The sequence below is a fragment of the Parasphingopyxis lamellibrachiae genome, from assembly GCF_003385775.1.
GTDB classification, from domain to species: domain Bacteria; phylum Pseudomonadota; class Alphaproteobacteria; order Sphingomonadales; family Sphingomonadaceae; genus Parasphingopyxis; species Parasphingopyxis lamellibrachiae.
Window position 1 is genome coordinate 1238161 of the sequence record NZ_QRDP01000004.1, and the last position, 13195, is coordinate 1251355.

Below are 13195 nucleotides of genomic sequence, written 5' to 3' on the forward strand. Positions count from 1 at the left end.
TTACCGATTGCGGCGGCGGCCGTCCTGTTGTTCAATGGCAGTTTCAGCGATCAACGCAATATCCTGCGCGCGTACCCAATCGGGCGATCCGCTCGGGATCCCCTGCATGGCCTGCCGCGCGTTGACCAGAGCCTCCTGCGGAGAGCCCGCCAGAGTCGCATATTCGGCCGTCGCCAGATAGGCGCGGGCAATGTCGCCCTCCTGCGAATAGATATAGCCCAGCCTGCGCCAGGCGAAAGGATTCCGATTGTCACGCTGGACCGCGGTGCGGAGCACCCGCCGCGCCTCGGCGAGATGATCGGGATCCTCGGTCGCGATCAGGGCATGGCCGAAAAGCGAAGCGATAAGGGCGTTGTTGCGCGAATTGGCCAGAGCCGTTCGTAAATCCTCCAGAGCCTCATCCGGCCGCCCTGACTCCAGCAGTATCTGCCCTCTGAGTTCAAGGAAGAAAGGATCGTCCGGCGCACCAGCCAGCAATGCGTCCACCTCGGCAAGCGCCCGATCGGCAAAAGCCTGTTTGTGCCATGCATAGGCGCGCGCGTAACGCGCGGGCACGCTGGTATCGCTTTCGGGGTAGGTAATCAGCGTTTGTTCGGGTTCGGAAATAAAGCCGATCAGCTTGGCGCGCGCGCGCTGGAAACGAGCTTCAAGGGCCGGATCGGTCTCTACCGCCCAGGCCGGATCGTTCTGATAAAGCTCTTCGAGGATCGCGAGCCGTTCGCGCGTCAGCGGATGGGTTCGGTCGTAGCTACCCTCATCCTGCGGAATGTTGAGCCGATATTCGAGATTCTGCAGTCGCCGGAAAAAAGCAAGGCTGCCGCGTCCGCTAATCCCGGCCGTGGAGAGATACTGCGCCCCGGCGAGATCGGTAGTGGCTTCCTGAGATCGGCTGAAAGCGAGAAAATTGCCGATAGCCGCGCGCTGGCCTGCGGAAAGCAAGCCAAGGCCTGCTTCCGGTGCGCCGGCCGCAATCGCTGCGGCGCCGAGTATGAGGGATAGAATACTGATGCCCGCGAAATCGCCCGCTGCCTCCTGAATGGCAATCGAGTGCCCGCCAGTGACATGGCCGATCTCGTGCGCGATGACGCCCTGCACTTCATTGGCGTTGTCGGCAGCGACTATCAGACCCGAATGAATGAAAACGCGCTGCCCGCCGGCGACAAAGGCGTTGATGCTGGGGTCGCTGACCAGAACGATCTCGAAACCACCGGGCTCGAGACCGGCCGCCGCGATCAACGGCTCGGAAATGTCGTTGAGCAGCATCTCGGTTTCCGCGTCCCGCAATATGGACTGTGCGGCAACCGGCCTGATGGCCATCACCAGACCGAGCAGCAGCACCAGGCTCGCCCGCATAAGCAAGCGCAGGGGAACGGCGTGAAACGAACGGGACCCAGTCATCGCAACCGCTTTCGGGCGTTGCGCCTGAACCGGGGATGAAAACTGGATCCCGGAGAACATCGTTATTCTATTCGCCGAATGTCCGCTGCCACCAGCCGCGCCGGACGGGCTCGTTGCCGCCGCCGCTTTGTCCGGCTTCGGACGTCGGCTCTTCGGTCGCAGCCGGCGTATCGCCAGCCGCAGTCGTCTCAGCCTTTTTCCGCGAACGCCTCGGCTTTGCCGGTGCCGACTCCGCGGGCGTTTCCGTTTCAGCAGCGGCTTCCGCAACCGGAGCCGCCTCGGTTTTTTCCGCCGCAGCTTTGGCGGTGCGGCGGCGCGGAGCGCGTTTCGGCTTCTCCGGCTTTTCTTCGGCAGCAGGCTCAGCGGACGCTTCATCTGCCTTGGTAGCTTCGGACGCCGGCTCCGCTTCGGGCTCCGCCTTTTTCCGCGTACGACGACGCTTCGGCTTTGCAGGCTCGCTTTCCTCGGCAGCAGTGTCAGCCGCTACAGGATCCGCCGCGGGAGCATCTTCCGTCTTCTCGTCGCCCTTGTCATCGCCATTTTCGTTAGCGAGCTCGCCATCCTGACCTTCCGAAGCCGGCTTCCGGCGACGACCGCCGCGCCGCCCCCGGCGCGATTTCTTGCGCGGCGCACCGTCGCCATCTTCGTCACTATCGGCAGTCCGGCGCTGTTCGCCTTCGCTCTTTTCTTCGCCTTCGGAATTTCCGGATTCGGAATCGCCCGACTGCGGCTTGCTGCGGCGGCCGCGACCACCCCGGCGGCCACGCCGACGGCGCGAACGGGGCCGATCCTCATCGCTCTGTTCCTCATCTTCCTCTTCGATCTCGTCATCATCATCGTCGTCAAGCGCGAGCGGAACGATCTCGACCTTCTTCGTCGGCGCCGGGCCGGAGGCCGAAACCTCCATCGCCGCGCCTTCCAATGTCCGATCGGGATGCACTTCGATCGAAACGCCGTACAGCTCTTCAATCTCGCCCAGTTCCCTGCGCTTGGAATTCAGCACATAGACGGCCGCATCGCGCGAACAGGTCAGCACCAGTTTCGAGCCCTTGCCCCTGGCCGCTTCCTCTTCGAGCATCCGAAGCGCGGAAAGCCCGGCCGACGATGCCGTGCGCATCAGACCCGTTCCCTCGCAATGCGGGCATTCATGCGTCGACGCTTCGAGCATGCCGGTCCGCAGGCGCTGACGGCTCATTTCAAGCAGGCCGAAAGAGGATATCCGCCCGACCTGAATACGCGCGCGATCGTTTTTCAGCGCGTCTTTGAGGGCGCTTTCGACCTTCCGGTTGTTCGACCGGTGATCCATGTCGATGAAATCGATCACGACGAGACCGGCCATATCGCGCAGACGCAGTTGGCGGGCGATTTCGCGCGCCGCCTCGATATTCGTTTTGAGCGCAGTCTGTTCGATATTGTGTTCGCGCGTCGAGCGGCCCGAGTTGATGTCGATCGACACCAGGGCTTCCGTCGGGTTGATCACCAGATAGCCGCCGGATTTGAGCTGGACGACGGGCTGATACATCGCGCCCAGCTGGTCTTCGACCTGATAACGCTGGAACAGCGGCGTCACTTCGGCATATTGCTTCACCTTGCGCGCATGGCTCGGCATCAGCAGTTTCATGAAGTTCTTGGCGGCCTTGTAGCCTTCCTCGCCTTCAACCAGCACCTCGTCGATCTCGCGATTATAGATATCGCGGATCGCCCGTTTGATGAGATCGCTGTCGGTATAGATTTTGGACGGTGCCGTGGCGCCGAGCGTGGCCTCCCGGATCTCGCCCCAGAGGCGGGCGAGATAGGTGAAATCGCGTTTGATCTCGGTCTTGGTCCGCGTCATGCCCGCCGTGCGGACGATACAGCCCATCGTATCGGGCAAGCTGAGATCGGAAATCACCGACTTCAGGCGCTTGCGGTCCGACGCATTGGAGATTTTCCGGCTGATTCCGCCGCCATGCGACGTGTTGGGCATAAGAACGCAATAGCGCCCGGCAAGCGAAAGATAGCTGGTCAGCGCAGCGCCCTTGTTGCCGCGTTCTTCCTTGACGACCTGGACGAGCAGAACCTGGCGGCGGCGGATAACGTCCTGGATCTTGTACCGGCGGCGCAAGTCCATCCGGCGCTTGCGGATATTCTGGACCGAAGGCTCGTCCTGAGGCTCTTCGTCAGCGTCGGCATCGCCGGTTTCCTCGACTTCCGTTTCTTCGCCCTCTTCGCCGGACTCACCGGCATCGGATTTGATATGCGCATCATCTTCGCTTTCCCGGAGCTGCGCCTCTTCCTTGGCCTGCTCTACCTCTTCGGCGAGCAGCTTTTCGCGATCCTCTTTGGGGATCTGGTAATAATCGGGATGAATTTCGCTGAAGGCCAGAAAGCCGTGCCGGTTGCCGCCATAGTCGACAAACGCCGCCTGAAGCGACGGTTCGACCCGGGTAACCTTAGCTAGATAGATATTTCCCTTGAGCTGCTTGTGCTCTTCGGATTCGAAATCAAATTCCTCGATCCGGTTGTTCTTGACGACCGCCACACGGGTTTCTTCCCGGTGGCGCGCATCGATTAGCATACGCGTTGCCATTTATGTTTCTCCGAACATGCCAGGCAGGCCAACGGGGCCGGGCAGGCATGTGAATTATTGGGAATGAGCGATTTGCGGCCGCACCGTGCGCAATCCTTGTGATACGCACATGAGGCGTCGCGCCCATTCGGGGTGAATTAAGAAAAATCGCTTCTGCTGCCTTGGCATGTCCGGCCTCGGGGGCGGGACTGATTCCCACGAACGCAAGACGGCGCGGTTCGCGCATCGCCTGTTGTTCGGGAAATATGTGCCTCATGCAGCGTCAACCTGGTGGGCCGCGTGAAAATTCATCGGCCATATGGGTCAGGACGTTGCCATGCCGACCGGCACATTCAACCCCCTGATCGCAATTGCGCTAGCAGCGCCGCCCGGCCGCCGCAAGAAAAAGCATCTCAACGACGGCAGATAAACATCGGGCAAACATAGTGAACTCGCCGTTAACTGGACTTTTACACCCCGTTTTGAAGCGCCAACCCTAGTCCCGACATCGAAGAAAAACCAACAAGGGTAACCTTAATGATGTCTTTGTGCTGGACCAAGAGGGGCGAAGCGCGGCAATATGGGACCATGTCCCTGCTATTCGCCTTATTCGCGATAATCGGTTGGCAGCCCGCTCTGGCGACCGCCATCGAGGCCGTGGACGTGACTCCGGAACGGATTACCGTGCAATTCGACGACTATGTCGAAAACGCCTCGGCATTCGTTCTCGAAAACCCATACAGGATCGCTATCGATGTAGCCGGCGCGCGCGCCGGCCAGGGCAGCGGACAAGCCGGCCCCGTTCGGGCCGTGCGCCAGGGGCAATATAACCCGCAAACCGCCCGGCTCGTTCTCGATCTCGCCAGACCGGCAATATTCGGCAACGGCAGCTTTTCTGACGATGGCCGTACCTTCACTCTCGATATCCAGCCTGTGAGCCAGCTCCGCTTTGCGAGCGCGGCGAATGCCGGCCGGGCGAGCTTTCTGCCGCCAATGGCGTTTCGCGCCCGTCCGCCGCGCGGCCGCGGCGAACTGACGGTTCGCCTGCCGCGCGCAACCCCTGCAGGACAGACAGAACTGCCCGAAATTCAGGGCCCGCGCGGACGCCCGCTGGTCGTGATCGATGCTGGCCATGGCGGCCATGATCCAGGTGCAATCTCGCCATTCGGCAATCGCCATGAAAAAGACGCTACGCTTGCCATTGCTCTGGCCACCCGCGACGCCTTGCTTGCTTCTGGCCGCGTCCGCGTTGCGCTGACCCGCAGCGACGATCGCTTTCTGGTTCTGCGCGAACGCTACGAAATCGCACGCCGACTTGGCGGAGAACTCTTCATATCCATCCATGCCGACAGCGCGGAAAATAGCGATGCACATGGTGCAACGATCTACACGCTTTCCGAAGTGGCTTCCGACCGCGAAACCGCCCGACTCGCCGGACGCGAAAATGCCGCCGATGTCATCAATGGAGTCAATTTGGGCGGTGCGGATGCAGATGTCCGTTCGATTCTCATTGACCTTACACAGCGCGAAACCATGAATATTTCGGCGCGTTTCGCATCCCTGTTGCGCCGCCAAGCGGGAAGCGCTGTGCCCTTTCGAAGCGATTTTCACCGTTCCGCAGATTTTGCGGTCCTAAAAGCACCGGATATGCCGTCTATTTTGTTCGAATCAGGCTATCTGACCAACGCATCAGACGCACGCCGTCTGTTCTCGCGCGAAGGCCAAAGAGCGATCGCCAACGGGCTCGCGACAGCGATTCAAACCCATTTTGCGCGGAGCACGGCAAGCACGGACTGACGCGTCGGCCGGTCGCGCTGACCTGGCCCGAAGACGGGCAGCCGCGAAACTCCGCGGGTTCAAAAACCGGCTGGCATCGATAGCCAAAGCTGGTAAACCGGCGCGCGATGACGGAAGCCACCGAACCTGACATGAATGTAAAGCTGCGCCGTGAGGCGACCGGCTTCATCGCAGGTGCCCGCCGCGTCCTGGGCAAGCGCCGCTACCGCTGGCCGCTCTATCTGCTGGTAGTTGCGCTGATCGCGATGTTAGCGTTCTGGATGACATTCATGCGGGACCTGCCTTCGGCGGAAAGCCTGCTCGACTACGAACCTGCCCTTCCTACGTTCGTGCGCGACGTGAACGGCGAACCGGTACAAAGCTTCGCGCGTGAGCGCCGGGTAGAGCTGGCTTATGAGGAATTTCCTCCCGTTCTCATCCGCGCCTTTCTGGCGGCGGAAGACAAGACATTCTTCTCCCATAATGGCCTCGATTATACCGGATTGTTCGGTGCGGTTATCGACTATGTGTCCAAGATGGGCTCCGGCGAACGCGCTCGCGGCGGATCTACGATTACGCAGCAGGTCGCCAAAAACCTGCTCCTGACGGACGATTATTCGATCACCCGCAAGATTCGCGAAGCCATATTGGCCACCCGGATCGAGAATGTTCTGACCAAGGAACAGATACTCGAACTGTATCTCAACCAGATATTCCTCGGTCGCAATTCATACGGTGTGCAGGCCGCCGCCCGGGCCTATTTCGACAAGGATGTCGCCGATCTCGAATTGCATGAAGCGGCCTTCCTGGCCGGGCTTCCCCAGGCGCCATCCCGGTACAACCCGATAACCAATCCCGATCTTGCGCTCCGGCGCCGGAATCTCGTGCTCAACATGATGCTCGAAAATGATTGGATTACAGCGGAGGAGCATCGCGCCGCACGGGCGACGCCGCTCGGCACCACACGCACCACTCAGTCGGTCACCGACAATGTCGGCGGCTATTATATGGAAGAGGTCCGCAGGATCCTGGTCGACAGCTTTGGAGAGAATGCCGAAGACGGCCCCTATGGCATCTATACGGGCGGCCTGTGGGTGCGCACTTCATACGATCCCGACATGCAGACCAGCGCCGAAAACTCGCTGCGCGCCGGGCTGCTGCGCTTCGATCGCGGCCGCCCCTGGGGCGGGCCGGTCGCTTCGATCCCGATGGATGACGGCGAATGGCAATCGCGTCTTCGTAGCGCCAATCTCAGCGTTGGCTACGAAGACTGGCGCGTTGCGGTTGTTATCTCGAAAGATGGAAACGCGGCGCAGATCGGATTTTCGGATGGCGAGACGGCGTCCCTTCCGCGCTCGGCCGCCTCGGTAGCGCGGCGCGGCGGCGGCACGGCCTTTTCGACGATCGAACCGGGCGACATCATCACCGTCCGCCCGACCGGCAGCGGCTATGCACTGGCCAGGGTTCCGGACATTTCGGGCGGCATGGTTGTTGAAGATGTCCAGACGGGGCGCGTCTTTGCCATGCAGGGCGGCTTCAGCTCGACCCTCGAAGCCTTTAATCGCGCAACGCAGGCCGAACGCCAGCCGGGATCGAGCATCAAGCCTTTTGTCTATGCAGCGGCGCTCGAGAACGGGATGACACCGGCCTCGATCATAGTCGACGGTCCATTTTGTGTGTACCAGGGGGCGCGCCTCGGCAACAAATGCTTCCGCAACTCCGGCGGCGGGGTTGCCGGACCGCAAACCCTGCGTTGGGGGCTCGAAAATTCACGCAATCTGATGACGGTGCGGGCGGCATCCGATATCGGCATGGAAAATGTCGTCGAACTGATACGCAATGCCGGGATCGGAGAGCACGAGCCATTTCTTTCCACATCGCTCGGAGCCGGCGATACTACGGTTCTGCGCCTCGTAAACGCCTATGGCATGCTCGCCAATCATGGCCGCGATGTCGGGCCATCGCTGATCGATTATGTCCAGAATCGCGATGGCGATGTGATCTACCCGGCCAACTGGCGCGCCTGCGAAGGATGTAATGCCCGCGACTGGGACGGCGAGCGCATGCCGCGTCCCCCCATCCCCGGCCGACAGGTTGTCGACCCGATGACCGCGTTCCAGATGGTGCATATCCTGCAGGGCGTTGTCCAGCGAGGCACAGCGACCCTGCTCCGTGATCTCAACCGGCCGGTGTTCGGCAAAACGGGAACGACGACAGGCCCGACCAACGTGTGGTTCGTGGGCGGCACACCCAATATCGTTGCCGGCGTCTATCTCGGCTATGACCGTCAAGCCCGCTCGCTGGGCTATGGCGCGGGCGGCACTCTGGCCGCGCCGATCTTCCGCCAGTTCATGGCCGAAACGATGGAAGGCCGGGCCGTGGTTCCCTTCCGGGCGCCGCGCGGAATTCGCATGGTTCGTATTGACCGGCGGAGCGGTCGCCGCGTGTTTGGCGGCTGGCCGAGCCGGGATCCGCGCAGTGCTATCATCTGGGAAGCGTTCCGGCCGGATAGCGAGCCGACCCGAACAATCCGCCGCGATGTCGTCGCCCGCCGCCCGGTCCGTGCCGTGCCGCTTGAGGAAGCGCAGAACACAATTGAGTCGAATGCGCCGCGCAACGACAGCGAATTCCTGCAATCCGAGGGCGGAATTTACTAGTCCGCTGCCGATCCGGCCAATCAGTTCTTTCCCGGTTTCGGGATACTGAAAAGATCCCGCATCTTCCCGTCCGGAAAAGCAATCCGCTCAACCATCTCGCCGCCCAGCCGCAAAACGAGCTTTCGTGCCGCTTCATTGCTGTCGTCCATATATGTTTGCACCTCAGACCAGCCAAAACCGGCATAGGCATGGCTGATCGCCGCCCGGGATGCCTCAGTCGCATATCCCGTCCCGCGGGCATCGGGGGTCAGCCACCAGGTCAATTCGCGGGGCCAATCCAGCCCCTGCCAGAAACCGCAGGTGCCAACCGCCGCGCGCGCGTCCTTCGTCTCGATAATCCAGACGCCGAATCCGCGGAGCTGCCAATGGCCGATATCCTGAGCCAGCCTGCTCCACGCCTGCGCCCGCGTTATCGGGCCGCCATAAGGCGCGGATGCGTCGGCATCGGTATAAAAGCGTTCGTAAAGCGCCGCATGCCGCGCAGTCGGCGGCACCAGCGCGAGCCGCTCGGTTTCCAGTCTCTGAATTTCGATGATATTGCCCCCGCCATTATTTCTCCCGCCGGGAGCCCAACTATACGGCTCGACTGGCGGACTATCATTTACTATTGGGTTCCAGCGGCTATTTCGAGAAGCCGCTTATCCCATTATCCGGAGTTAACACCCTATGCGCGCTGAAGCGCAAGCCCATATCGAACAGATCAACCAGGCTGTGAACCTCCTGCGACGGTTCCTCGACTGGGACGTGGCGAAGGAGCGACTTGATGCGCTCAACGCCAAGGTTGAAGATTCGACCTTGTGGGACAATCCCAAGGCGGCACGCGAGGTAATGCGCGAACGCGGCCGGCTCGACACCGCGATTACGGCAGTGCGCTCGATCAGCCAGGAACGCGACGATGCGGCCGAGATGATCGAGATGGCGGAAGCCGAAGGCGATGAGGGACTGATCAACGACGCGATCGAGGCGCTCGCCGAACTGGCCGAACGTGCCGAGCGCGACAAGACCGAAGCGCTGCTTGCCGGTGAGGCCGATGGCAACGATACCTACCTGGAAATTCACGCCGGGGCCGGCGGCACCGAAAGCCAGGACTGGGCCGAAATGCTCCAGCGTATGTATATGCGCTGGGGCGAGCGGCGCGGCTTCAAGGTCGAAATTGTCGATTATCATGCGGGCGAGCAGGCCGGCGTAAAAGCCGTAACCCTGCAGATGAAAGGCGAAAACGCCTATGGCTATGCGAAAACCGAAAGCGGCGTGCACCGTCTTGTCCGGATTTCGCCTTATGACAGCTCGGCGCGCCGCCACACGAGCTTCTGCAGCGTATGGGTCTATCCGGTGATCGACGAAGATATCGATATCGAGATCAATGAAAGCGAATTGAGGATCGATACCTTCCGGGCAAGCGGCGCGGGCGGCCAGCATGTCAACACGACCGACAGCGCGGTGCGGATCACGCATGAGCCAACCGGTATCGTTGTCGCCTGCCAGAGCGGCCGATCTCAGCACAAGAACAAGGCGGAGGCGATGAGCATGCTCAAGGCGCGCCTGTATGAAGCCGAATTGCGCCGCCGCGAAGAAGAGGCCAATGCGGTGGAGGCCAACAAATCCGATATCGGCTGGGGCCACCAGATCCGGTCCTATGTCCTCCAGCCCTATCAGATGGTGAAGGATCTGAGGACAGGCATAACCTCCTCTTCGCCCTCCGATGTTCTGGATGGCGATCTCGACAAGTTCATGGCTGCGGCGCTATCGCAGCAGGTGACAGGGGAAAAAGTCGAGGTCGAGGATATAGACTGATGCGCCGTGCCGCGTGCCTGCTCTTGCTGTTTGCCGGAAGCTGCAACGCTTTGGGGAGATCCGGTGATTCCGACTTCCCGCCGGCCGACCGCCCCGTATCCGACATTATTTCCAGCCAGTTTTCCGACGAGGAAACGCGCGACAAACGCAACGAAGCCGAAACCGTCATGGACATGGCGGAGATCGAGCCGGGCATGACCGTGGCCGATATCGGTGCCGGCAATGGCTATTACACGATCCGCCTGGCCCCGCGTGTGGGCGAAACTGGCCGGGTGCTGGCTCAGGACGTCATTGCGGAAACCCGCGACAGGCTGGCCGAGCGGGTCACGCGCGAACGGCTCGACAATGTCAGCGTAAGGCTGGGCGAGTTTGCCGATCCCAAATTGCCCGCAGACAGTTTCGACCGGATTTTCATGGTGCATATGTATCACGAGATCGAAAGTCCCTACGAGTTTCTCTGGAACATGCGCCCTGCCCTGCGTGACGACGGCCGGGTTGTCGTCGTCGATGCGGACCGGCCCACCAACCGGCACGGCACCCCGCCGGACCTTCTGAACTGCGAATTCGAAGCTGTCGGCTATCGCCGAGTCGTCTTTCGTGAGATGCCCGGTATCGGCGGTTATTTTGCCATGTTCGTCAGAGCCGGCCCGCGCCCCGATCCCGGCGATATCGAGCCCTGCGGGCAGGATTGAGCGCCGGATCGGCAGAATGATCGGGTAGCCATATCGCGCCGGGAACGACGGAGGGCGCTATGCCGCAGGCTCGTCGACCGCGCGGCGATACAGATGCCATGTCGCATGACCGAGCACCGGCAGCACGACGAGGAGCCCCAGAAACAAGGGAATCATGGCCACAAACAGGGCCACCGCAATCATCACCGCCCAGGCCAGCAGCACGAAACTGTTCGAGCGCATCGTTGCCAAGCTTACGATGATTGCGGTTATGAAATCGACATCGCGATCGACCAGCATCGGCAGGCTGACGACGGTGATCGCATAAAAGGCGAGCGCCATCAGCGCGCCGACGGCACTGCCCACAGCCAGCATGACGATTCCGGTTTCGGTACGCAGAAATTCGATCGATTCCGTCCCCATTCCCGATCCCGAAAGGAATATGGCGAAAATCCCGTGCGCGACCATAAGCCAGAACGCAAAGGCGACAAACACGATAACGCCCATGCTCAAAATCTGATCGTCGCCACGCCCTCGCAGAGCGCCGAGGATCGCGCCCCAGCTCATCGGCAATCCGGTTTCGCGGCGACGGCTGACTTCATACAGCCCTACGGCGACAAAGGGCGCGAGGATCGGGAACCCCGCCGCGGCCGGGACCAGCCAGCCGATCTCACCTCTCGAGAACAGGGCGAAATAGAGAAACATGCCCGCGCCAACGTAAATCGCGGCGAAGAACAGGCCGAATGCAGGATAGGCCCTGAAGTCGCTCCATCCCGCCGCAAGTGCGTTGCGAAGGTCACTTAGATTGAGATCGCTCGCGACCGTTGCCGGTGCGATCTGGGCGTGTTCGCCGGTGCTCATGGCTCCTCTCCCTGTGAAGCGCCCGAGGATGGTGCAACAACTCCGTCGCCGTATCAAGGTTCTCCGGCTGACAGCCAGGTTCGGAGCCTAGATCCAGCCGAGATCGCGAAAACTTGTCGAGGCTCCGTTCCGGGTCAGGATCAGATGGTCATAGACGCGGATGTTGAGCGGCCGGAGCAGGTCTGCGAGCTTGCGGGTAGTCTCGATGTCGGTCCGGCTCGGGGTGGGATCGCCGCTAGGGTGGTTGTGGGCAAGCATCACGGCGCGCCCGTCATGGGCAAGGGCATCGCCGATGATCCTGCGGAGCGGGAGGATGATACGCTCTTCGCTTCCTTGCGCCTCGCTGAGGGCAACCATACGGCCCCTCACATCGAGATGGGCCACAACCGCATGCTCATGGCAATGATGCACGACGAGCGGAGCGAAGAGCCCCGCGTCGACCCCTGTTTTGCTCAAAAGTGCCCCAGTTGCAGCCATGCTCCCTCCCCGAACATCCGATCCGCAATCACCATGCCTCAATGCCGAGGCTGACCAAAAATTGGATGTAAACGACAAACGGTCCGGAACCGATGAGAAATACCCCCGGGATGGTGGGACTTGGCACCGAATCCTCCACATCGGACAAAGTTATCCCGCTTGGCCGGACGCACCCTCTTCGCCATAAGGCCGGAACGATGCAGCAATATCTCGATCTCATGCGGCGCATACGCGACGACGGAGTCCGTCAGGACGACCGCACGGGCGTTGGTACACTCTCCGTCTTTGGCCATCAAATGCGCTTCGATCTGTCGCAGGGCTTTCCGCTGCTAACCACGAAGAAACTCCATATTCGTTCGATCATTATCGAACTTTTATGGTTCTTGCGCGGCGACACCAATGTCCGCTGGCTGCAGGATCGCAAGGTCAAGATCTGGGACGAATGGGCCGATGGGGATGGCGATCTCGGGCCGGTCTACGGCAAACAATGGCGGGACTGGATCGGCCCGGGCGGCGTGCATATCGATCAGATCACCGATCTGGTCGAACAGATCAAATCCCACCCCGCATCGCGCCGGCAGATCGTTTCGGCGTGGAACCCGGCGGATGTGCCCAATATGGCGCTGCCGCCCTGCCATTGCCTGTTCCAGACGCATGTCGCGGACGGCAAGCTTTCCCTCCAGCTCTACCAGCGCAGCTGCGACGTGTTTCTCGGCGTACCGTTCAACATCGCCAGCTATGCCCTTCTCACCCATATGCTCGCCCAGCAATGCGGGCTGGACGTCGGAGACTTCATCTGGACCGGCGGCGATTGCCATCTCTACGTGAACCATCTCGACCAGGTGTCCGAACAGCTGACCCGCACCCCGGGCCCTTTACCGACCCTCAATATCCTCCGCGATCCAGGCAGCATCGACGGCTATGATTATGAGGATTTCGAGATTGCCGGCTATGAGGCGGCCGCGCATATCGCCGCCCCGGTGGCGGTATAGTTTTTCACCCACCGTTTGCCC

General features: G+C 61.2%; 10 protein-coding genes. 5 read left to right on the top strand and 5 right to left on the bottom strand.

All coding sequences use genetic code 11. The features are described from left to right. Together DFR46_RS06190 and DFR46_RS06195 are read right to left on the bottom strand one after the other, a co-directional pair. The gene (locus DFR46_RS06190; protein ID WP_211306383.1) at positions 1-1398 is read right to left on the bottom strand and encodes a M48 family metalloprotease; all 1398 of its coding nucleotides are present in this window, start codon (positions 1396-1398) and stop codon (positions 1-3) included. 67 nt (positions 1399-1465) lie between these two features. After that, a complete protein-coding gene (locus DFR46_RS06195) occupies positions 1466-3967 on the bottom strand; it encodes an Rne/Rng family ribonuclease (protein WP_211306384.1) in 2502 nt (833 codons plus the stop codon). Positions 3968-4534: 567 nt separating this feature from the next. Between DFR46_RS06195 and DFR46_RS06200 the strand changes: the two genes are divergently transcribed. Both DFR46_RS06200 and DFR46_RS06205 read left to right on the top strand, forming a co-directional pair. Further along, the gene (locus tag DFR46_RS06200) at positions 4535-5743 is read left to right on the top strand and encodes an N-acetylmuramoyl-L-alanine amidase (RefSeq protein WP_245953715.1); all 1209 of its coding nucleotides are present in this window, start codon (positions 4535-4537) and stop codon (positions 5741-5743) included. 107 nt (positions 5744-5850) lie between these two features. Beyond that, positions 5851-8379, top strand: a complete 2529-nt coding sequence (locus DFR46_RS06205) for a penicillin-binding protein 1A (RefSeq protein ID WP_116235654.1) — start codon at positions 5851-5853, stop codon at positions 8377-8379. Between the two features lie 20 nt (positions 8380-8399). Here the strand turns inward: DFR46_RS06205 and DFR46_RS06210 are convergent, their stop codons facing one another. After that, a complete protein-coding gene (locus DFR46_RS06210) occupies positions 8400-8873 on the bottom strand; it encodes a GNAT family N-acetyltransferase (RefSeq protein WP_211306385.1) in 474 nt (157 codons plus the stop codon). Between the two features lie 172 nt (positions 8874-9045). On the opposite strand from DFR46_RS06210, the gene prfB reads away from it, so the two are divergent. Both prfB and DFR46_RS06220 read left to right on the top strand, forming a co-directional pair. Continuing rightward, a complete protein-coding gene (gene prfB / locus DFR46_RS06215) occupies positions 9046-10173 on the top strand; it encodes a peptide chain release factor 2 (protein WP_116235656.1) in 1128 nt (375 codons plus the stop codon). Beyond that, a complete protein-coding gene (locus tag DFR46_RS06220) occupies positions 10173-10865 on the top strand; it encodes a class I SAM-dependent methyltransferase (protein WP_116235657.1) in 693 nt (230 codons plus the stop codon). The genes prfB and DFR46_RS06220 overlap by 1 nt, the downstream gene beginning before the upstream one ends. Positions 10866-10922: 57 nt before the next feature. Here the strand turns inward: DFR46_RS06220 and DFR46_RS06225 are convergent, their stop codons facing one another. Both DFR46_RS06225 and DFR46_RS06230 read right to left on the bottom strand, forming a co-directional pair. Further along, a complete protein-coding gene (locus DFR46_RS06225) occupies positions 10923-11705 on the bottom strand; it encodes a DUF2189 domain-containing protein (RefSeq protein WP_116235658.1) in 783 nt (260 codons plus the stop codon). A gap of 87 nt (positions 11706-11792) precedes the next feature. Then, the gene (locus DFR46_RS06230) at positions 11793-12182 is read right to left on the bottom strand and encodes a JAB domain-containing protein (protein ID WP_162843406.1); all 390 of its coding nucleotides are present in this window, start codon (positions 12180-12182) and stop codon (positions 11793-11795) included. Positions 12183-12379: 197 nt separating this feature from the next. On the opposite strand from DFR46_RS06230, the gene DFR46_RS06235 reads away from it, so the two are divergent. Beyond that, positions 12380-13174, top strand: coding sequence for a thymidylate synthase (locus DFR46_RS06235; protein ID WP_116235660.1), 795 nt, complete (start codon positions 12380-12382; stop codon positions 13172-13174). Positions 13175-13195: the final 21 nt, after the last annotated feature.